Below are 18,886 nucleotides of genomic sequence, written 5' to 3' on the forward strand. Positions count from 1 at the left end.
CCATGCCCGGCGGCACGCAGCCTCCAAACCACGACCAACCCGTAGAGCCGGGCCATGCCCGGCTGCACACAGCCTCCAAACCACGACCAACCGGTAGAGCCGGGCCACGTGCCCGGCTGCACGCAGCCTCCAAACCACGACCAACCCGTAGAGCCGGGCCATGCCCGGCTGCACACAGCCTCCAAACCGCGACCAACCCGTAGAGCCGGGCCATGCCCGGCTGCTCTTCGCTCCCCCTCCCAAAAAACGGGCGGCCGGCGCTTGCTCTCAATCCGGCCCCGGCCAACTGTCTGGGCACGGTGCGGGTGGAATGCCGGGACCGTCGGGCGCCATGGATGGCGCCCGCGAGCCTCCATGAGTGAAGGCGCATTGCTTGCGAGGCACCGCCTCGCATGCGACTGAACGCACAGCCGCCAGCGGCTGGGCCGGGCCGCGGAGCGGGATTCACGGCGTGTCCCGGCATACCACCCGCACCGTGCCAACCGCACGCCAGTGAAACGTCGCTTTCTGCATCCCACCCGCACCGTGCCAACCACACGCCAGTGAAACGTTGCTTCCCGCATACACCCAAACCTGCGACCCCATGTCGCAACCCAAACAGCCTTCCCGACGCATCCGGCAACATCCGGCTCACAGGCCCCGGCGCACAATGAGCGCCTGTCTTTCGGAGTACCGCGATGACCGTTGAGATCGTCAACCCCGCCACCGGCCAGGTGAGCTACCGCCACGAACTGCTCGATGCCGCGCAGATCGAACAGCGCCTCGCCGCCGCCGCCACCGCCTTCCCGAGCTGGTCCGCGCAGACCCTGCAGGCCCGCGGCGCCATCCTGCGGGGCATCGCTGCCCAGTTGCGCGCACGCAAGGGCGACATCCAGCTGGCCATGACCAGCGAAATGGGCAAGCTCAAGGCCGAAGCCCTCGCCGAAGTGGACAAGTGCGCCCAGGCCTGCGAGTTCTACGCCGACCACGCCGCCGACTACCTCAAGCCGCAGATCATCGACACCGAAGCCCAGCGCAGTTACGTCCGCTATGAGCCGATCGGCTGCGTGTTCGCGGTGATGCCCTGGAACTTCCCCATCTGGCAGGTGTTCCGCTTCCTTGCCCCGGCATTCATGGCCGGCAATGTCGCCCTGCTCAAGCATGCCAGCAACGTCCCCCAGTGCGCCGACCTCATCCTCGCCGTGTGCCGCGATGGCGGACTGCCCGAGGGCGTCTTCGACGTGCTCCACATCGACAACGACCAGGCCGCCGAGGTGCTGCGCGACAAGCGCGTCAAGGCGGTCACCCTCACCGGCAGCGAGCGCGCCGGGCGTTCGATCGCCGCCAACGCCGGCGACCAGCTCAAGAAGTGCGTGATGGAACTGGGTGGCAGCGATGCCTTCGTCGTCCTCGACGATGCCGACCTGGACAAGACCGTCGCCGCCGCAGTGAAGTCGCGTTTCGACAACAGCGGCCAGACCTGCATCGCCGCCAAGCGTTTCATCGTGGTCGATGCCATCGCCGATGCGTTCGTGGAGAAGTTCGTGGCCGCCGCCGCCAAACGCGTCTACGGCGACCCGCAGGACGAGACGACCACGCTGGCCCCGATGGCCCGTGCCGATCTTCGCGAGGAGCTGCACAAGCAGGTACAGGCCAGCGTCGCCAAGGGCGCCACGCTGCTGCTCGGTGGCGAGCCGGTCCCGGGCAGCCACGCCGGTTATCCCGCCACCATCCTCGACAACGTGGCCCCCGGCATGCCGGCCTACGAAGAAGAGCTGTTCGGTCCCGCCGCGGCCATCCTGCGCGTGCGCGACGACGCGGAAGCGCTGCGCGTGGCCAATGACACCACCTTCGGCCTTGGCGGCAGTGTGTGGAGTGGCGATGCGGTGCGTGCGGAGAAGCTCGCCCAGCAGCTCGAATGCGGCGCTGCCTTCGTCAATGCCATCGTCAAGAGCGACGCACGCCTGCCGTTCGGCGGCACCAAGCGCTCCGGCTTCGGCCGCGAACTGGCGGACCACGGCATCCATGAGTTCATGAACATCAAGACCGTCTACGTCGCCTGACCGGAGGCGCGCGGCCGCGCGCCCTACATCGGTAGAGCCGACCGTGGGTCGGCTCCCCGAATTGCCAGCCTGCGCCGCGTGGAGCCGACGCTGCCGGGAGCCAGCCAACGGCCGGCACTACGGGGCGCAGGGAGCCGCCTGCCTCAGAGCCAGTGGACGCGCTTGAACAGGCGGTACAAGCCCACGCAGACCGCACCTACGCCCACGATCATCGCCGGATAGGCCCACGGCTGGTTCAACTCGGGCATGTGGCTGAAGTTCATGCCGTACCAACTGGTGATCAGCGTCGGCGCGGCCAGCAGTGCCGCCCACGCGCCGAGTCGCTTCACCGTCTCGCCCTGGGCCAGCGTTACCAGCGACAGGTTCACGCTCAGCGCGGTGCCCAGCATTTCGCGCAGGGTGTCGATCACATCGCTGATCCGCACTGCGTGGTCATGCACGTCGCGCAGGTACAGTTTCACCTCGTCGGGCACCAGGTCGCCCTGGTAACGCTTGATCTGCGCCAGCATGTCCTGCAGCGGCGCCACGGCCATGCGCATCTTGTTGAGCTCGCGCTTCAACTCGTACAGGCGCACCACGGTCTGGCGCTTGTAGCTGTCCGAGAAGATGTCCTTCTCCAGCAGCTCCAGTGTCTCGCGGTAGCGCTGGGTGATGGGCAGGTAGTTGTCCACCACGAAATCGAGTACCGCATACAGGCAGTAGGACGGCCCCATCCTGCGCAGCAGCTCCGGCTCGCGTTCCACCCGCGCGCGCGGGGCCGCGTAGGACAGCGAAGCGCCATGCCGCACCGTCACCAGGAAGCGTGGGCCGAGAAAGGCGTGGGTTTCGCCGTACTGGATGCGCTCGTCCACCATCTGTGCGGTGGTGACCACCACGAACAGCGAGTTGCCGTACGACTCCACTTTGGGCCGCTGGTGCGCGTTGCGGGCGTCTTCGATCGCCAGCGAGTGCAGGCAGAATTCTTCCTGCAGCTTCAGCAGCACGCTCTCGGCCGGCTCGTACAGGCCGACCCAGACGAAGCCGTTGCCGCTTTCGATCACATCGCTGATCGCATCCAGGCTGATGTCGTGGCGCTTGCCCTGATCATCGTAGTGCACGCAGTTGATGACGCAGGGAGGATTGACGGGTGCGGTGGTGCTTTCCATGGGCAGCATCGTGCGTCAGCGGCCCGTGATGGACGGGTCACGACGCCCCAGCACCCAGGCCAGGGCCAGGTGCACCGGTAGCAGCAGCACGATCCATTGCAGGTTGACCTGCGCCTGCAGGCTCAACCAGTGCAGCACCAGGCCCAGCGCCGCCAGCAGCGCAACGGCCCACAGCAGGATGCGGAACCAGGCGCGCGGGGCGCGCCGACGCAGCAGGGTGATCGCGCCGGGCACCAGCAGCAGGCACAGCGGCGACAGCACCAGCAGATTGCGATTGGCCCACGCGGCCTGGTGTGCGCTGAAGCCCCACAGGTAGGTGAGCAGGGCGCCGGCGATGCCGCAGAACAGCCACAGCGGCAGTGCGATGCCACCCAGCAGGCGCTGGCGCCGGCGCAGGGCCAGCACGCCGGCAGCGGCCAACAGCCCGCACAGCAGCCACGGCCACCAGTGGCGCGGCGCTTCCTTGGGTTCCGGGTCGATGTGATGCTCCAGCAGCTCGGTCTCGGCCATCACCAGCGGGCGGCCCTCGCTGTTGCGTGCCTGGCGCAGCGCGTCGGCCAGGCGCATCGGCACGAAGGCCTCCTGCCAGCGCGACAGCGGCTGGTCGGCGAACGGCCCCAGGCCGATGTCGAAGCCCAGCCACATCCACGGCGACGGCGACGCCAGCCGCACCGATTCGCTGCGATAGGTATTGCCGCGCGAGCGCCCGGACAGCTGCGCGTGCAGGCCGCCACCGAGCGCGCGGTCGATGGTGTCGCGCACCATCGTGGCGCAGTTGGCGGTGTAGTAATCGTAGCGGTAGCGCGCGTTCTCCGGCTTGGCGCGTTCGGCCAGCCCATCGGCCAGCGCCCGCGCCTGCGCCGGGGTCAGGTCCAGCCACTGGATGCTGGCGCCGCGCCCGCTATGCCGGTAGTAGGACAGGTCCTCGTCCAGCGGCAGGGCGACCAGGTAATACATCATCTCCCCGCGCACGAAGCGACCGACGAAGTCGGTCTCGCCCGGGTCGAAGTAACCGAAGTTGTAGGAGGTGGCCGTGCCGCTGGTTGGGTCCAGCACCACCAGCGCGTCGTGGCCGAAGCGCTCGAAGAACACTTCGCCCGGCTGCATGGTCAGCACCCCGATCTGCGGGACCGGCGCGGCGTCGGCGCTCGCGGCGGCGGCCGCCGGCGGTGGCACCGGGGCCGCGCCCTGCTGGGCCAGCGCCGCCAGGGGCAGGCTGGCCAGGGTGAGCATCCACGACAGGAACAGCAGGCGGCACGACGGCCACCGATTGAGCAGGGGCCGCATGGTGTGGATCAGTCCTCGTTGTCCGTGTCCGCCGGCAGCACGGTCACGTGGAAAGCCTGTACGCGGCGCGCATCGGCGCGCGCCACCCGGAACACGAAGCGGTCCAGGCTGAGTTCGTCGCCGGTCTCGGGCAGGTGGCCGATCGCCTCGGTGACCAGGCCGCCGATGGTGTCGTAGTCGTCATCGGGGAAGCTCGCGCCGAAGCGTTCGTTGAAGTCCTCGATCGCGGTCAGCGCATCGACCACGTACTGGCCGTCGGCCTGGATGGCGATCTGCGCGGTGTGGTCCTCGGCCTCGTCGTGCTCATCGTCGATCTCGCCGACGATCTGTTCCAGCACGTCCTCGATGGTGACCAGCCCGGACACGCCGCCGTACTCGTCCACCACGATCGCCATGTGGTTGCGCGAGAGCCGGAACTCCTTGAGCAGCACATTGAGCTTCTTGGCTTCGGGGATCAGCACCGCCGGGCGCAGCAGTTCGCGCACGTTGGCCGGGCCGTTGTCGGCCACCACGCCGCGCAGCAGGTCCTTGGCCAGCAGCACGCCGAGGATGTCGTCCTTGTTGTCGCCATGCACCGGGAAGCGTGAATGGCCGGATTCGACCACCTGCTTCATCAGCTCAAGGAACGGCGCCTCCACCGGCAGCGAGACCATCTGCGAGCGCGAGATCATGACATCGCCCACGGTCAGCTCGGCGACCGCGATGGCCCCTTCCATCATGCGCAGGGTATCGGCGGCGATCAGCCCATCCTCCTGCGCGGTGTGCAGGACCGCCACCAGCTCGTCGCGGGTGTGGGGTTCGCCGGAGAAGGCAGAGGTCAGGCGTTCGAGCCAGCTCCGCTTCTTTTCATTTTGCTCCAGGTTGGAGCCACTACTGTCGTCTTCAGACATCTCTGGAAAAAAAGGCACCCGGCTAGCCGGGCGTTGGATTCAGTCTAGCAGGATGCGCGGCGCTGTCAGCGCCTGCCGCCCACGCCCGCATTCATGCCTTGGAAGGGACCGGCGGGGCAGGGGCGGGAGCCGGGGCAGCGCCGGGGGCCGGTTCCTCCTCCGGCGGCAGGTCCAGGCTGTAGGTGCAGCCGGCCAGGGTCTTGCCGGGGTGGGTCTTGACCGTGGACAGGCTCAGGATCACCGATTCGATCATCGGCTCGCCGGTGCGCGGGTCGGTGACATCGCGGCTGACCAGCTCGCGCCCGGCCATGAACTTGTCCGGGGTGTCCACCCCGTCCTCCAGGGCCAGCGATCTGGCCAGCGGGCGCGGGTCGGCCAGGTCGAGGATGGCCATGATGCTGGCCCCGGCCACCGCCACGTATTCGGTGCGCTGGCCGAACACGGTCAGGGGCGTGGCCAGGCGGAACTCGCTCATGAACTGGTTGGACTGCGGCAATGGCTGCAGGCCGGCGGCCACCGCCTTGAGCGGGTCGGCCACCACCGGGGCCACGGCGCTGTAGTCGGCCAGGCCCTGGCGGCATTCGATCAAGGCGGCCAGGTCCAGCGGAGCGGCCGGGGCGGCGGCCGGGAGCAGGGCCAGCAGGCCCAGGCAGAGGGTCTTCGAAGCAGTCATCGCAGGTCCGTGGGTCAGCGCCGTGGCGGCTCAGTGCTCATTGGCGTAGGGGTCGTCGATACCCAGCTCGGCCAGGATGTCGCGCTCCAACTGCTCCATCGCCTCGGCCTCCTTGTCGTCCTCGTGGTCCCAGCCCAGCAGGTGCAGCACGCCGTGCACGGTGAGGTGCGCGTAGTGCGCATTGAGCGCCTTGGCCTGTTCGTCGGCCTCGCGCGCCACCACCGGGGCGCAGATCACCAGGTCGCCCAGCAGCGGGAACTTCACGCCCTTGGGCAGGCCTTCGGGCACCTCGGCCGGGAAACTCAGCACGTTGGTGGCGTAATCCTTGCCCCGGTAATGCCGGTTCAGCGACTGGCCTTCCTTGGCGTCGACCAGGCGGATGGCCAGGTCGGCCTCACGGATGCGGCCCTTGAGCGCGGCGGCAACCCACTTGCGGAAACTCACCGCCGAGGGCAGCCCGGCACGGGGCAGGGCGTAGCTGACGGCGACATCGAGGCGGATGGGACCTTTGGTCATGACGGGCAATTCCGGGTAATCAAACAACACAGGTGACAAGGTGGAAGAACGGGGTGCCATTTTCCAATCGATAGCTCTGGATGGCCATGGGGCGCGTCTCGCAACCGTTCTCGCCGGTAATGATGATCGCCGCTTCCGGGCGCCCACGCCCGTCCACCGTGACCATCGCCTGGCCGGCCTGCAACACGTGGCCCAGCAGGTACTGCGCATCAGCGATGTGTTCGAGTGGCAGGCTGCGGCATCCATGGCGGTCGGTCGCATCGGTATCCAGTCGGAGCAGCGCCTCTGCCCGGTCGCCCCAGATGCGCGCCATGCGGTCCTGCTCGTACGCTTCGCGCGGCCCCGGTCCGGTCGGCCGCGCGGCCACATAGCGCTGCAGCAGCGGCTCGGAAACGGCGACCGATACGCTGTTGGATACCCGCACCGACAGACAGGGCAGGGTGATGGTCTGCTGCGTGTCCACGCGCTGGGGCTCCGCAGGCGGGGGCGTGCCAACGTTCGCACCGGCGGTCGCCAGTGCGGCCAGTGCATAGCCAAACAGCAGCGCTTGGGCGGGCATGGTGCTTACTCGGCTCCCGGCTTGAGCTGCTGCAGGTCGCGGCGGTCATACGCGCTGACGATGCGCGCCACCAGCGGGTGGCGGACCACGTCGCGGGCCTCGAAGAAGGTGAAGCTCACCCCGTCCACGTCGCGCAGTACCTCGATCGCATCGCGCAGCCCCGACTTCACGTGCTTGGCCAGGTCGGTCTGGGTCAGGTCACCGGTGACCACCGCGGTCGAGCCGAAGCCCAGCCGGGTCAGGAACATCTTCATCTGCTCCACGGTGGTGTTCTGCGCCTCGTCCAGGATCACGTAGGCATCGTTGAGGGTGCGCCCGCGCATGTAGGCCAGCGGCGCGATCTCGATGACGTTCTTCTCCAGCAGCTTGATCACCTTCTCCACGCCCAGCATTTCATACAGCGCGTCGTACAGCGGGCGCAGGTACGGGTCCACCTTCTGGCTCAGGTCGCCGGGCAGGAAGCCCAGCTTTTCGCCGGCCTCCACCGCCGGGCGCACCAGGATCAGGCGCTGCACGCGCGACTCGTTCAGGGCCTCCACCGCGCTGGCCACGGCCAGGAAGGTCTTGCCGGTGCCGGCCGGGCCGATCCCGAAGTTGATGTCGTGGGTGGTGATCTGGTGCAGGTAGCGGGCCTGGTTGGCCCCACGTCCACGCACCGTGCCGCGCTTGACCTTGATGGTCACGTCCTGCGCTTCGTACGCGCGTTCCACCACCTGGTCCAGGTTGGCCTGGTTCAGGCGCAGGTGGATGGCATGGTTGTCGAACACCACCTCGCCCGCTTCCTTGTACAGCGCCTCGATCAGGATCTGCGCCTCTTCGGCGACGCGACGCGGGCCGGTCACGCGGAACACCGCGCCGCGGTTGGCGATCTCCACGCCGAGCTTGAGTTCGATCTGGCGCAGGTGTTCGTCGAACGGACCGGCCAGGTTGGCCAGGCGCTCGGTGTCTTCCGGGTCCAGGGTGAAGTCGCGTTGGGACAGTGCCGTCATTGCGTGTGGCGGCCAGCGGTCGAAGCGACCGGGCCACAGGATAGGGAAAGGAAGCACAGGGTAGCGCGCGGGTAAGGTGGCCGCTACCGGGCCGGGTTCTCCACAGCGGCTGTGCAACGGCACCGCAGCAACCTGTGGATAGCCTGCGTGCGGCCTACTGCCGCAAGGCGTGGGCGCGCATGGTCAAAAAACAGCCACGCACGCCGCGTTCATCCATAGCCACTGTGGGTGGTTGCTGGAGAAACATGTGGATAAGCGAGCGCGCCCCAACGGTGGCAAGGGTTGCGGCAGCGTGATCATTTCATGACCATGCCCGCGTTGCGCTGACCCCGCCTTCACGGAGGTGTGCGCAAGGTGACGACGCATCTCCTCCGCCGAGGCCGACCGATGTCCAGGCATGCATGGGTGTCCCTCCGCTGGCTGCCGCTGGCCGCGATGCTCGTGCTGCCCGCGGCCTGCGCCGAGCATGACCCGATTGCCTTGGGCACGCTGGAATGGGACCGCATCAGCGTGCCGGCACCGGCGGCGGAAACCATCGTGGCCCTGCAGGTGCGCGAAGGCCAACGGGTCCGCGCCGGCGCCGCGCTGCTGCAGTTGGAACCAACCCGCACGGCGGCGCAGCTGCAGGCATTGCAGGCGCAGGCGCAGCAGGCGGGCGAGGCGCTGCAGGAGCTGCGCAATGGGCCGCGCAGCGAAGACATCGCGCAGGCGCAGGCCACGCTGGGCGCGGCGCGCGCGCAGGCGGCCGATGCGTCGGCGTACTACGCGCGCCTGCAACCCCTGGGGCGCCAGCGCCTGGTGGCGGCCGCCGACGTCGATCGGGCGCGCGCCGCCGCCGGCAATGCACAGGGCGCGGTGCGCGTGGCCGAGCAGGCGCTGTTGGCGCTGCAGCACGGCACCCGGGTGGAACAGGTGGCGCAGGGCGAAGCGGCGCTGCAGGCCGCCCAGGCGCAGGCTGCCGCGCAGGCGGTGACCCTGCGCAAACTGGACCTGCTGGCCCCGCGCGATGGCCTGGTCGACGCGCTGCCCTACAAGCTCGGCGACCAGCCGCCGGTTGGTGCGCCGCTGGTGGTGATGCTGGTGGGTGAGCGCCCCTATGCCCGTGTCTACCTGCCGCAGGCACTGCGCCTGCAGGTCCGGGTGGGGCAGGCCGCGCACATCCAGTTGCAGGGCCGCGACGGCACGCTGTCCGGCCGCGTGCGCAGCATCCGCAGCGATCCAGGCTTCACCCCGTACTACGCCTTGAGCGGCGGCGATGCCGCGCGGTTGAGCTGGCTGGCCGAAATCGAACTGAGCGCGGACAACGACCCGGCACGCATGGCCAACCTGCCGGCGGGCATGCCCCTGCAGGTGCGGTTCTGAACACCGTGCCGCCTGCTGCTGCCGCTGCCGATGCGGGCCCTGGCCAGGGCAAGGACGCCCTCGCCATCCGTGCGCGCGGGCTGACCAAGCGTTTCGGCGCGCTCGTGGCGGTCGACCATGTGGACCTGAGCGTGCCGGCTGGCACGGTGTACGGGTTCCTCGGGCCGAACGGGTCGGGCAAATCCACCACCATCCGCATGCTGTGCGGCCTGCTCACGCCCAGCGAGGGCGACATCGACGTCCTCGGCCTGCGCATTCCCGAGCAGGCGGAAGACCTGCGCCGGCGCATCGGCTACATGACCCAGCGCTTCTCCCTGTTCGATGACCTCAGCGTGCGCGAAAACCTGGAGTTCCTCGCCGCCGTGCAGGACATCCCGCGCGCGGCGGCCCGCCAGCGCATCGACGCACTGGTCGAGCAGTACCACTTCCAGGACCGGCAGAAGCAGTTGGCCGGCACCATGAGCGGCGGCCAGAAACAGCGCCTGGCATTGGCCGGTGCGGTGATCCAGCAGCCGGAGCTGCTGTTCCTGGACGAGCCCACCAGTGCGGTCGACCCGGAGTCGCGGCGTGATTTCTGGGAAAAACTGTTCGACCTGGCCGACGCAGGTACCACCCTGCTGGTCTCCACCCACTACATGGACGAGGCCGAGCGGTGCCATCGCCTGGCCATCCTCGACCAGGGCGTGCTGGTCGCCGACGGCAGCCCGGCCGAACTCACCGCCGCGCTGCAGGGCCGCACCCTGGCGGTGATGGCCCGCCAGCCGCGCCAGGCACAGCGCCTGCTTGCCGGCCTCCCCGGGGTGCTCAGCGTGGCCCAGATCGGCAACACCCTGCGCGTGCTGCTGGCGCACCCGGGCGAAGGCGAGGAGCGGATCCGCCAGGCGCTGCGCGGCGACGGGCAGGGCGCGGAGGTGACGCAGGTGGCCGCCAACCTGGAAGACGTGTTCGTTTCGGCCACCCGCGGCCGCGAGGACGCGTCGGCATCGGTGCCGGCGCCATGAAGCCGCGCCGGCTCTGGGCGATCGTGCTCAAGGAGCTGCGCCAGATGCGTCGCGACCGCGTCACCCTGGCCATGATCGTGGGCATCCCGGTGATGCAGTTGGTGCTGTTCGGCTATGCGATCAACCTCAACCTGCGCCATCTCGACACCGGCATCGCCGACCAGGCCAATACCTCGGCCTCGCGCGCGCTGCTGATGGACATGGTCGCCACCGACGTGATCACCCCGACCCTGCGCGTGGACACCCCGGACGCGCTGATGCACGCGCTGCGCGAAGGCCGGATCAGCATCGGCGTGGTGATCCCGCCGGACTTCGAGCGACGTCGTTACGAGGGCCGCGAAGCGGTGCAGGTGCTGGTCGACGGCAGCGACACGGTGGTGCAGAGCGCGGCGGTGCAGTTGGCCCAGGTGCCGCTGCAGTCCCAGCCGCTGGCCAACGACCGGCCGCTGCGCGCCGGCGCGGTCGGCAGTGCCGGGCAGGTCAGCGTGGTGGCGTTCTACAACCCGCAGCGGCGCTCGGCGATCAACATCGTGCCCGGCCTGATCGGCATCATCCTCACCATGACCATGGTGATGTTCACCGCGGTGGCGATCGTGCGCGAACGCGAGCGCGGCAACATGGAACTATTGATCGCCACGCCCTTGAGCAGCAGCGAACTGATGATCGGCAAGGTGCTGCCCTATGCGGTGATCGGGCTCATCCAGACCACCCTGGTGCTGCTGCTGGGCATGTGGCTGTTCGACGTGCCGGTGCGTGGCAGCGTGCTGGATGTCTACCTGGCCGCGATGCTGTTGATCACCGCCAACCTGGCGCTCGGCCTGCTCATCTCGACCAAGGCGCAGTCGCAGTTCCAGGCGATGCAGATGACGATGTTCGTGTTCCTGCCGTCGATCCTGCTGTCCGGCTTCATGTTCCCGTTTGCCGGCATGCCCCGCCCGGTGCAGTGGCTGGCCGAGGTGCTCCCGCTCACCCATTTCCTGCGCCTGGTGCGCGGCATCATGTTGCGCGGCGCCCGCTGGTGGGAGCTGTGGCCGGAGGTGTTGGCCCTGCTGGGCTTCATCGCGGTGATGATGACCCTGGCCATCCTGCGGTTCCGCAAGCGCCTGGATTGACCGGCGCCGCTGAAGGCCGGCGCCGCTGAAGGCCGGCGCTGCGATGCGCCGGCCTGCGTTCGACGTCGAGGTGCAGCCGGCCAGCGGCCGGCACGCGCCGTCAGGCCGTCACCATCCGTGCGCGCAGCGAATTGCTGTACGCCTCGGTGATCACCACGTCCACGAACTGCCCGACCAGGCGCGGATGCCCCGGGAAGTTCACCGAGCGCATGTTTTCGGTCTTGCCGGTCAGCTCGTTCGGGTCGCGCCGCGACGGGCCTTCCACCAGCACGGTCTGCACGGTGCCGACCATCTTCTCGGAGATGCTCGCGGCATGCGCGTTGATCCGCGCCTGCAGGCGCGACAGCCGCGCATGCTTCTCGGCATCGCTGATCGTGTCTTCCAGGTCCGCAGCCGGGGTGCCGGGACGGCGCGAGTAGATGAAGGAGAAGCTGTGGTCGAAGCCGATGTCTTCGACCAGCGTCATGGTCTTTTCGAAATCGGCATCGGTCTCGCCGGGGAAGCCGACGATGAAGTCCGAGCTGATCGAGATGTCCGGGCGCACGGCGCGCAGCTTGCGGATCTTGGCCTTGAACTCCAGCGCGGTGTAGCCGCGTTTCATCGCCGACAGCACCCGGTCGCTGCCGGCCTGCACCGGCAGGTGCAGGAAGTTGGCCAACTGGGGCACGTCGCGGTAGGCGTCCACCAGCGAGTCGCTGAACTCCAGCGGGTGCGAGGTGGTGAACCGGATCCGGCCGACGCCATCGATCTCGGCGATGGTGCGGATCAGCAGGCCCAGGTCGGCGAACTCGCCGTCGCCATACGGGCCACGGTAGGCGTTGACGTTCTGGCCCAGCAGGTTGATCTCGCGCACGCCCTGCGCGGCCAGCTGCGCCACTTCCACCACCACGTCCTCGAACGGGCGGCTCACCTCGGTACCGCGCGTGTAGGGCACCACGCAGAACGAGCAGTACTTGGAGCACCCCTCCATGATCGACACGAAGGCCGAGCCGCCTTCGGCGCGCGGCTCCGGCAGGCGGTCGAACTTCTCGATCTCCGGGAAGCTGATGTCCACCTGCGACTTGCCCGATTCGCGCCGTTGCCGGATCAGTTCGGGCAGCCGGTGCAGCGTCTGCGGGCCGAACACCAGGTCCACGTGCGGGGCCCGCTTGATGATCGCCTCGCCTTCCTGCGAGGCAACGCAACCGCCCACGCCGATGATCACGCCGCGGCCGTTGTTCTTCAGTGCCTTCCAGTAGCCCAGTTGGCTGAACACCTTTTCCTGGGCCTTCTCGCGGATCGAGCAGGTGTTCATCAACAGCACGTCGGCCTCGGCCGGGTCGTCGGTCAGCTCCAGGCCTTCGGCGGCGGCGAGCACGTCGGCCATCTTGGACGAGTCGTACTCGTTCATCTGGCAACCGTGGGTCTTGATGTACAGCTTGCCGCGCACCGGGCCGTTCACCTGCGGCCGGCTACCGGGCAGGGGGATCAGGTCGGGGCGGGGTGAATCGGGCGAGGCGGAGGCAGGCAGGGCGGAGCCGGCCGAAGTCGGCACGGTCGAAGCTGGCGTCCCGGTCATGGCGCTTATTCCAGTCGGGTGGGCGGGCAGGCAGCCGGAAAGGCTGCGGAGTAGCCGCGCATTGTAGCCGGGAAGGGAGCCGTGGGCCGCCGGGGGGTGAAGGACTTGGCAACGCTCCGTTAACTTGGGACACTCGCGCCCATGAAGGGGATCTTGGGGATCTTTGCGCTGGCCTTGGCTGCGCTGACCGCTATGCCGGCCAGTGCGGGCACGCTGTACAAGTGTGTCGGCGGCGACGGCGTGCCCAGCTACGTCAGCAAGCGCATCTCCGGGGCGGCCTGCAGCGTGGTCAGCAGCTACCGCCCCGACCGCACCGCCCCGCGGCGCCAGGTGCCGTCCGCCGTTGCCGCCCCAGCGCCGGCCCCGAGCGTCACCGCCAGTGCAGCCACGCCCCCGGCCGACGGGGCCAGCGCCGGCGTCGCCCTCACCTCCACGGTCCTGGCCCAGCCGGCCACCGTGCTGACGGCGCCTGCGGCGGCCCCGGCCGCGCGCACCGGCAAGGCCGGCCGCGTCGTCAACGGCCAGGTCTATTCGTACATGAAGGACGGGGTGCGCCACTACACCAGCGCCCGGCCCACCCAGCTGGCCAGCCTCGGCCAGGTCCGCACCATCCACTACAGCTTCATCGAGCGCTGCTACGCCTGTGGCGCCAACCCCGGGGTCAACTTCGGCTCGGTGCGGCTCAACACCACCGCCTTCCAGACCGAGATCGCCGCCGCGGCGCGCGAGTTCGGGGTCGAGGAGGCCGTGGTACGCGCCATCATCCACGCCGAGTCGGCCTACAACCCCACCGCGCTCAGCCGCGCCGGCGCGCAGGGCCTGATGCAGCTGATGCCGCCCACCGCGCGCCGCTTCGGCGTCACCGATTCCTATGACGCAGCGCAGAACATCCGTGGCGGGGTGCAGTACCTGTCGTGGCTGCTCAAGCGCTTCAACGGCAACCTCACCCTGGCCGCCGCCGGCTACAACGCCGGCGAAGGCGCGGTCGACCGCCACGGCGGCGTTCCGCCCTACAGCGAGACCCAGTACTACGTAAAGCGGGTGGCGCAGCTGGCCGAACGCTATCGTGGTGCGCAGGCCACCACCCAATGAGCCGTCGCGCCGATGGCGCTGACCGGCCTTCATGCCGTAATGTCGTGTCGTGATGTGGTTCCGTAGTACCGCGTTGTGTGGCCGACTTCGGTTCAGCTACACTCGCGGCTGATTCAATGTGGACTGGCCCCCACCGGTCCACTGGCAGCCTCAAGCTACCTAAATCAATATCGGAGTGCCGGATGGCCAACGATGGGGTAAACGATCCAGTCAACACCGGACGTCGACGATTCCTTTCAGCAACCACTGCGGTGGTCGGAGCGGTCGGCGTCGGATTTGCAGCGGTACCGTTCATCAAGTCCTGGAATCCCAGCGCCCGCGCCAAACTGGCCGGTGCCCCTGTGATTGCCGATATCAGCGCCCTGCAGGAAGGCCAGCGACTGGTCATGGAGTGGCGTGGGCAGCCGATCTGGATCGTCAAGCGCTCCAAGGCGATCCTGGACGCGCTGCACGGCCTGGACGGCCGCCTGAAGGATCCCGAGTCGGGCGAGAAGGACCAGCAGCCCGCGTACGTGCTCAAGCAGAATCCCGAATTCCGCTCGATCAAGTCCGAGGTCTCGGTCCTGGTCGGGCTGTGCACCCACTTGGGCTGTTCGCCGGAGATGGTCGCCGAGATCCGCCCCGAGCCCTACGACCCGCAGTGGAAGGGCGGCTACTTCTGCCCCTGCCACAAATCGCGTTTCGACATGTCCGGTCGCGTGTTCAAGGATGTCCCGGCGCCGATCAACCTGCTGGTGCCGCCGCACCATTACCAGGACGACAACACCATCATCATCGGCGTTGACCCGCAGGGGGCGGCTTGATCATGGCCAACATCCTTACCCGCACCGCCACCGGCGTGGCCGACTGGGTCAACGCACGCGCCCCCGGCCTGATGCCGGTGTACCGCAAGCACGTGAGCGAGTACTACGCGCCGAAGAACTTCAACCTCTGGTACTACTTCGGTTCGTTGGCGCTGCTGATCCTGGTCAACCAGATCGTGACCGGCATCTTCCTCACCATGCACTACAAGACCAGTGCGGCCGAGGCGTTCAACTCCATCGAATACATCATGCGTGATGTCGAATGGGGCTGGCTGATCCGCTACATGCACTCCACCGGTGCCTCGCTGTTCTTCATCGTGGTCTACCTGCACATGTTCCGCGGGCTGCTGTACGGCAGCTACCAGAAACCGCGCGAACTGGTGTGGATCCTCGGCATGCTGATCTACCTGGTGCTGATGGCCGAAGCCTTCATGGGCTACGTGCTGCCGTGGGGCCAGATGTCGTTCTGGGGCGCCAAGGTGATCATCTCGCTGTTCGGCGCGATCCCGGTGATCGGCACCGGCCTGACCGAATGGATCATGGGCGACTACCTGCCCAGCGACGCCACCCTCAACCGCTTCTTCGCCCTGCACGTGATCGCCCTGCCGCTGGTGTTGTTGCTGCTGGTGGTGCTGCACCTGGGGGCGCTGCACGAAGTGGGGTCCAACAACCCCGACGGCGTGGAGATCAAGAAGGGCCCGAAGGGCAACCGCTGGTCGGCCACCGCGCCCACCGACGGCATCCCGTTCCATCCGTACTACACGCTCAAGGACGGGGTGGGCGCCGGCTTCCTGCTGGTCATCGCCGCCTTCATCATCTTCTTCGCCCCGGCCTTCGGCGGCCTGTTCCTGGAGCATGACAACTTCACCGAGGCCAACCGCCTGGTCACGCCCGAACACATCAAGCCGGTCTGGTACTACACCCCGTACTACGCGATGTTGCGGGTGGTGCCCAACAAGCTGGGCGGCGTGATCGTGATGTTCTCGGCGATCGCGATCCTGTTCCTGGTGCCCTGGCTGGACCGCGCGCGGGTGAAGTCCTACCGCTACCGCGGCTGGCTGTCGCGTGCCCTGCTGGGCGTGTTCGCGGTGTGCTTCGTCTGGCTGGGCGTGATCGGCTCGGGCCCGGGTACCGACGCGCACGAAACCTACGTCGGGCGCGTGCTGACCTTCCTGTATTTCGCCTTCTTCATCACCATGCCGGTATGGACCAGGCTGGACAGGACCAAACCGGTACCGGATCGGGTGACCACGCATGACTGACCACTGGATTGTCCGGCTGGCCTGCGCGGCCGCCATGATGCTGGCCAGCAGCCTGGCCGGCGCCGCCGAAGGCGGTGCGACGCTGCAGGCCGGCAACGACCTCGGCGACCGCGCCTCGCTGCAGCGCGGCGCGCAGCTGTACATGAACTACTGTTCCGGCTGCCACGCGCTCAAATACCTGCGCTATTCGCGGATGGGGCAGGACCTGGGGCTGAGCGAAGAAGAGGTCATGACCAACCTCAACTTCACCGGCGTGCCGATCGGCGAGCCGGTGCCGGTCACCCTGCCCAAGGCGCAGGCTGAAAAATGGTTCGGCAAGATGCCGCCGGACCTCAGCCTGATCTCGCGCGTGCGCGGCAGCGACTGGATCTACACCTACCTCAAGTCGTTCTACCTCGACCCCAGCCGGCCGCTGGGCTGGAACAACCGCCTGTTCCCCAACGCCTCCATGCCCAACCCGTTGTGGGAGATGCAGGGCCTGCAGCACGCCGTGCATGGCAAGCCGGAGAGTCCCGGCGCCGACGCGCCGGTGACCGGGCTGACGATCGAACAGCCGGGCAACGTGAGTGCTGCCGAGTACGACCAGAACGTGCGCGACATCACCAACTTCCTCGAGTACGCCGGCGAACCGGCCGCGCTCAAGCGCCAGAAGCTCGGCGTGTGGGTGATCCTGTTCCTGGCTCTGCTCACCTTCCTGGCGTACCTGCTCAAGAAGGAATACTGGAAGGACGTGCACTGAGCATCATCGCGCCGCCGAGCATCGATCGATCCGACCACGGGTCGATCAGCCTATTGGCTTTTGTGATGGGCAGTTGCACACTCGGGTACTGTGACGACCGCTGGCAATGGGCTGGCGGCGCCGATACGACCGGCGGTTACCGGTCGTTGGAGAGCCTTTGATGGCGGCGAGCGTACGCATGCGGAACACCCTGACGCTGTTTTCCTCGAACGACGATGTCCTGTGCCATCGCGTGCGCCTGGTACTGGCGGCCAAGGGCGTGACCTACGACTTCGTTCCGGTCGACCCGCAGAACCCGCCCGAGGATCTGATCGACCTCAATCCGTACCACTCGGTGCCGACCCTGGTCGAGCGCGAACTGGTGCTGTATGCGGCATCGGTGGTCAGCGAGTACCTCGACGAGCGCTACCCGCACCCGCCGCTGATGCCGGTCGACCCGCTCTCTCGCGCGCGCATCCGCTTGGCGATGTTGCGCATCGAGCACGACTGGGTGCCGCAGGTGCAGGCCATCCAGCTCGGCAACAAGACCCAGGCCGAGGCCGGGCGCAAGCGCCTGAAAGAGCTGCTGACCAGTGCGGTACCGCTGTTCAAGGCCAGCAAGTTCTTCCTCAATCCGGAAATGAGCCTGGCCGACTGCGCGATGGCGCCGATCATCTGGCGGCTGCAGTCGCTGGACGTGGCGCTGCCCAAGGACGGCAAGTCGATCGAGGATTACGGCAACCGCATCTTCCGCCATCCGGGGTTCATCCGCAGCCTGACCGACCAGGAAAAGAAGCTGCGCGATCTGCCCAGCTGAGCCGGCCCCACCGGGCCATCGACTGCATCGACGCTTTACGCCGGGCGCGTGGGTGCTGACCGGCGCGGGTGCGGGCGCGTACACTTGCGGCAGGCAATCCGGATCAAAACAGCCGAGCATGGCTCGGCTCTACCCCATGACAGAAGACACTTTCCGCATGACCAGCCACCGCCCGTACCTGCTTCGGGCCCTGGTGGAATGGATCAACGACAACGACCTGACGCCGCACATCCTGGTCGACGCCGGCATGCCCGGCGTGCAGGTGCCGCAGAGCGCGGTCAAGGATGGCAGGGTGGTGTTGAACATCGCCGAGCGCGCCGTCGTGCGCCTGCACATCGACAATGACAGCGTGAGCTTCTCGGCGCGCTTCTCCGGCACCAGCTACCCGGTGCAGGTGCCGATCTCGGCGGTACTGGCCGTGTATGCCCGCGAGACCGGGCAGGGCATGGCGCTGCCGGACGACATCCCCGGCCACGATCCCGGGCCGGACGATGCGCTGCCACCCGACGACACCCCGACGCCGCCGGATGACACCCCGCCCAAGCCGAGCGGCCGCCCGCACCTGCGCGTGGTCAAGTAACGCATCCGTGGCCGCCGCAAGGCGGCCATTTTGTTGGGGCGCCGAGCGATGGTCGGGGGTTCACACGTCTTCGGCCCCGCTGGTATCCACCCCACGCCGGATCTCGCTGATCCGCGCCGCCGACGGCCCCACGAACGCCACCAGTTCGTCACCCCGCAGCACCATGCGCCCGGTATGGCGGTCCACGCCGTCGTGCGAATACTCGAACTTGAACGTGCGCTCCCAGCCCAGCCAGCCGTTCGGCTTGCGGCAGACGCGCAGGCCGGTGCCATGCACGCTCTGGTCCAGCCATTGCACATCGGCGGCGCGGCAGGCATTGCGCCCGAGTTCACCGGCGCGCTCGGCGGCGGCCCGCGAGGAATTCCAGAACGCGTAGGCGAGCGCGCCGCCAATCATCAACAGGATCAAACTGGGCATCGGCGACTCGGTGCGGTCAAGGAGGTCGAACCTCCAAGATGGCGACGAACGCGGTGCGGATCA

The 18,886-nt window shown here is 68.0% G+C and carries 19 protein-coding genes; 10 read left to right on the forward strand and 9 right to left on the reverse strand.

Annotation, left to right across the window (positions count from 1 at the left end):
* Positions 1-677: 677 nt before the first annotated feature.
* A complete protein-coding gene (locus M2421_RS06645; RefSeq protein ID WP_259204323.1) occupies positions 678-2,042 on the forward strand; it encodes an NAD-dependent succinate-semialdehyde dehydrogenase in 1,365 nt (454 codons plus the stop codon).
* Positions 2,043-2,185: 143 nt separating this feature from the next.
* Here M2421_RS06645 and M2421_RS06650 read toward each other — a convergent pair whose 3' ends face one another.
* The 7 genes from M2421_RS06650 to M2421_RS06680 all read right to left on the reverse strand — a co-directional run bounded on the left by M2421_RS06650 (position 2,186) and on the right by M2421_RS06680 (position 8,101).
* Positions 2,186-3,187: a magnesium and cobalt transport protein CorA gene (locus tag M2421_RS06650; RefSeq protein WP_259204324.1), complete on the reverse strand. Its 1,002-nt coding sequence runs from the start codon at positions 3,185-3,187 to the stop codon at positions 2,186-2,188.
* A gap of 15 nt (positions 3,188-3,202) precedes the next feature.
* Positions 3,203-4,420, reverse strand: coding sequence for a DUF4105 domain-containing protein (locus tag M2421_RS06655; RefSeq protein WP_259205029.1), 1,218 nt, complete (start codon positions 4,418-4,420; stop codon positions 3,203-3,205).
* 62 nt (positions 4,421-4,482) lie between these two features.
* Positions 4,483-5,364: a transporter associated domain-containing protein gene (locus M2421_RS06660; protein WP_259204327.1), complete on the reverse strand. Its 882-nt coding sequence runs from the start codon at positions 5,362-5,364 to the stop codon at positions 4,483-4,485.
* Between the two features lie 91 nt (positions 5,365-5,455).
* Positions 5,456-6,037, reverse strand: coding sequence for a hypothetical protein (locus M2421_RS06665; protein ID WP_259204328.1), 582 nt, complete (start codon positions 6,035-6,037; stop codon positions 5,456-5,458).
* A gap of 30 nt (positions 6,038-6,067) precedes the next feature.
* Positions 6,068-6,553, reverse strand: a complete 486-nt coding sequence (gene ybeY / locus M2421_RS06670; RefSeq protein WP_259204330.1) for an rRNA maturation RNase YbeY — start codon at positions 6,551-6,553, stop codon at positions 6,068-6,070.
* Positions 6,554-6,572: 19 nt separating this feature from the next.
* Positions 6,573-7,016 (reverse strand): hypothetical protein, encoded by a 444-nt coding sequence (locus M2421_RS06675; RefSeq protein ID WP_259204332.1) that lies wholly within the window; start codon positions 7,014-7,016, stop codon positions 6,573-6,575.
* Positions 7,017-7,117: 101 nt separating this feature from the next.
* Complete coding sequence (locus M2421_RS06680) at positions 7,118-8,101, reverse strand: PhoH family protein (protein WP_259204333.1); 984 nt, start codon at positions 8,099-8,101, stop codon at positions 7,118-7,120.
* A gap of 435 nt (positions 8,102-8,536) precedes the next feature.
* Between M2421_RS06680 and M2421_RS06685 the strand changes: the two genes are divergently transcribed.
* The 3 genes from M2421_RS06685 to M2421_RS06695 all read left to right on the forward strand — a co-directional run bounded on the left by M2421_RS06685 (position 8,537) and on the right by M2421_RS06695 (position 11,576).
* Positions 8,537-9,463, forward strand: a complete 927-nt coding sequence (locus M2421_RS06685) for an HlyD family efflux transporter periplasmic adaptor subunit (protein ID WP_259205030.1) — start codon at positions 8,537-8,539, stop codon at positions 9,461-9,463.
* Positions 9,464-9,528: 65 nt separating this feature from the next.
* Positions 9,529-10,464, forward strand: coding sequence for an ABC transporter ATP-binding protein (locus M2421_RS06690; RefSeq protein ID WP_259205031.1), 936 nt, complete (start codon positions 9,529-9,531; stop codon positions 10,462-10,464).
* The gene (locus M2421_RS06695; RefSeq protein WP_259204335.1) at positions 10,461-11,576 is read left to right on the forward strand and encodes an ABC transporter permease; all 1,116 of its coding nucleotides are present in this window, start codon (positions 10,461-10,463) and stop codon (positions 11,574-11,576) included. Before M2421_RS06690 ends, M2421_RS06695 begins: the two co-directional genes overlap by 4 nt.
* 100 nt (positions 11,577-11,676) lie before the next feature.
* On the opposite strand, the gene miaB is transcribed toward M2421_RS06695, so the two are convergent.
* Positions 11,677-13,110 carry a tRNA (N6-isopentenyl adenosine(37)-C2)-methylthiotransferase MiaB gene (gene miaB / locus M2421_RS06700; protein ID WP_259205039.1) on the reverse strand — a complete coding sequence of 478 codons (1,434 nt, stop codon included), beginning with the start codon at positions 13,108-13,110 and terminating at the stop codon, positions 11,677-11,679.
* Positions 13,111-13,275: 165 nt separating this feature from the next.
* Between miaB and M2421_RS06705 the strand changes: the two genes are divergently transcribed.
* The 6 genes from M2421_RS06705 to M2421_RS06730 all read left to right on the forward strand — a co-directional run bounded on the left by M2421_RS06705 (position 13,276) and on the right by M2421_RS06730 (position 18,406).
* A complete protein-coding gene (locus M2421_RS06705) occupies positions 13,276-14,226 on the forward strand; it encodes a lytic transglycosylase domain-containing protein (RefSeq protein WP_259204337.1) in 951 nt (316 codons plus the stop codon).
* 182 nt (positions 14,227-14,408) lie between these two features.
* Complete coding sequence (gene petA / locus M2421_RS06710; RefSeq protein WP_259205040.1) at positions 14,409-15,029, forward strand: ubiquinol-cytochrome c reductase iron-sulfur subunit; 621 nt, start codon at positions 14,409-14,411, stop codon at positions 15,027-15,029.
* Between the two features lie 2 nt (positions 15,030-15,031).
* Positions 15,032-16,291, forward strand: coding sequence for a cytochrome bc complex cytochrome b subunit (locus tag M2421_RS06715; RefSeq protein ID WP_259204338.1), 1,260 nt, complete (start codon positions 15,032-15,034; stop codon positions 16,289-16,291).
* Positions 16,284-17,030, forward strand: a complete 747-nt coding sequence (locus tag M2421_RS06720) for a cytochrome c1 (RefSeq protein WP_259204339.1) — start codon at positions 16,284-16,286, stop codon at positions 17,028-17,030. The genes M2421_RS06715 and M2421_RS06720 overlap by 8 nt, the downstream gene beginning before the upstream one ends.
* A gap of 160 nt (positions 17,031-17,190) precedes the next feature.
* A complete protein-coding gene (locus M2421_RS06725) occupies positions 17,191-17,826 on the forward strand; it encodes a glutathione S-transferase N-terminal domain-containing protein (protein WP_259204340.1) in 636 nt (211 codons plus the stop codon).
* A gap of 136 nt (positions 17,827-17,962) precedes the next feature.
* On the forward strand, positions 17,963-18,406 hold the full coding sequence (locus M2421_RS06730) for a ClpXP protease specificity-enhancing factor (RefSeq protein ID WP_259204341.1): 444 nt from the start codon (positions 17,963-17,965) through the stop codon (positions 18,404-18,406).
* Positions 18,407-18,466: 60 nt separating this feature from the next.
* On the opposite strand, the gene M2421_RS06735 is transcribed toward M2421_RS06730, so the two are convergent.
* A complete protein-coding gene (locus M2421_RS06735; protein WP_259204342.1) occupies positions 18,467-18,823 on the reverse strand; it encodes a DUF3301 domain-containing protein in 357 nt (118 codons plus the stop codon).
* Positions 18,824-18,886: the final 63 nt, after the last annotated feature.

It is taken from the genome of Stenotrophomonas sp. BIGb0135 (assembly GCF_024810105.1).
Classification (GTDB): domain Bacteria; phylum Pseudomonadota; class Gammaproteobacteria; order Xanthomonadales; family Xanthomonadaceae; genus Stenotrophomonas; species Stenotrophomonas maltophilia_AB.

Coding starts and splice junctions, on each gene's coding strand:
- M2421_RS06645 (WP_259204323.1), top strand. CDS start 678: ATGACCGTTGAGATCGTCAACCCCGCCACCGGCCAGGTGAGCTACCGC.
- M2421_RS06650 (WP_259204324.1), bottom strand. CDS start 3,187: ATGGAAAGCACCACCGCACCCGTCAATCCTCCCTGCGTCATCAACTGC.
- M2421_RS06655 (WP_259205029.1), bottom strand. CDS start 4,420: ATGCTCACCCTGGCCAGCCTGCCCCTGGCGGCGCTGGCCCAGCAGGGC.
- M2421_RS06660 (WP_259204327.1), bottom strand. CDS start 5,364: ATGTCTGAAGACGACAGTAGTGGCTCCAACCTGGAGCAAAATGAAAAG.
- M2421_RS06665 (WP_259204328.1), bottom strand. CDS start 6,037: ATGACTGCTTCGAAGACCCTCTGCCTGGGCCTGCTGGCCCTGCTCCCG.
- ybeY (WP_259204330.1), bottom strand. CDS start 6,553: ATGACCAAAGGTCCCATCCGCCTCGATGTCGCCGTCAGCTACGCCCTG.
- M2421_RS06680 (WP_259204333.1), bottom strand. CDS start 8,101: ATGACGGCACTGTCCCAACGCGACTTCACCCTGGACCCGGAAGACACC.
- M2421_RS06685 (WP_259205030.1), top strand. CDS start 8,537: ATGCTCGTGCTGCCCGCGGCCTGCGCCGAGCATGACCCGATTGCCTTG.
- M2421_RS06695 (WP_259204335.1), top strand. CDS start 10,461: ATGAAGCCGCGCCGGCTCTGGGCGATCGTGCTCAAGGAGCTGCGCCAG.
- M2421_RS06705 (WP_259204337.1), top strand. CDS start 13,276: ATGAAGGGGATCTTGGGGATCTTTGCGCTGGCCTTGGCTGCGCTGACC.
- petA (WP_259205040.1), top strand. CDS start 14,409: ATGGCCAACGATGGGGTAAACGATCCAGTCAACACCGGACGTCGACGA.
- M2421_RS06715 (WP_259204338.1), top strand. CDS start 15,032: ATGGCCAACATCCTTACCCGCACCGCCACCGGCGTGGCCGACTGGGTC.
- M2421_RS06720 (WP_259204339.1), top strand. CDS start 16,284: ATGACTGACCACTGGATTGTCCGGCTGGCCTGCGCGGCCGCCATGATG.
- M2421_RS06725 (WP_259204340.1), top strand. CDS start 17,191: ATGGCGGCGAGCGTACGCATGCGGAACACCCTGACGCTGTTTTCCTCG.
- M2421_RS06730 (WP_259204341.1), top strand. CDS start 17,963: ATGACAGAAGACACTTTCCGCATGACCAGCCACCGCCCGTACCTGCTT.
- M2421_RS06735 (WP_259204342.1), bottom strand. CDS start 18,823: ATGCCCAGTTTGATCCTGTTGATGATTGGCGGCGCGCTCGCCTACGCG.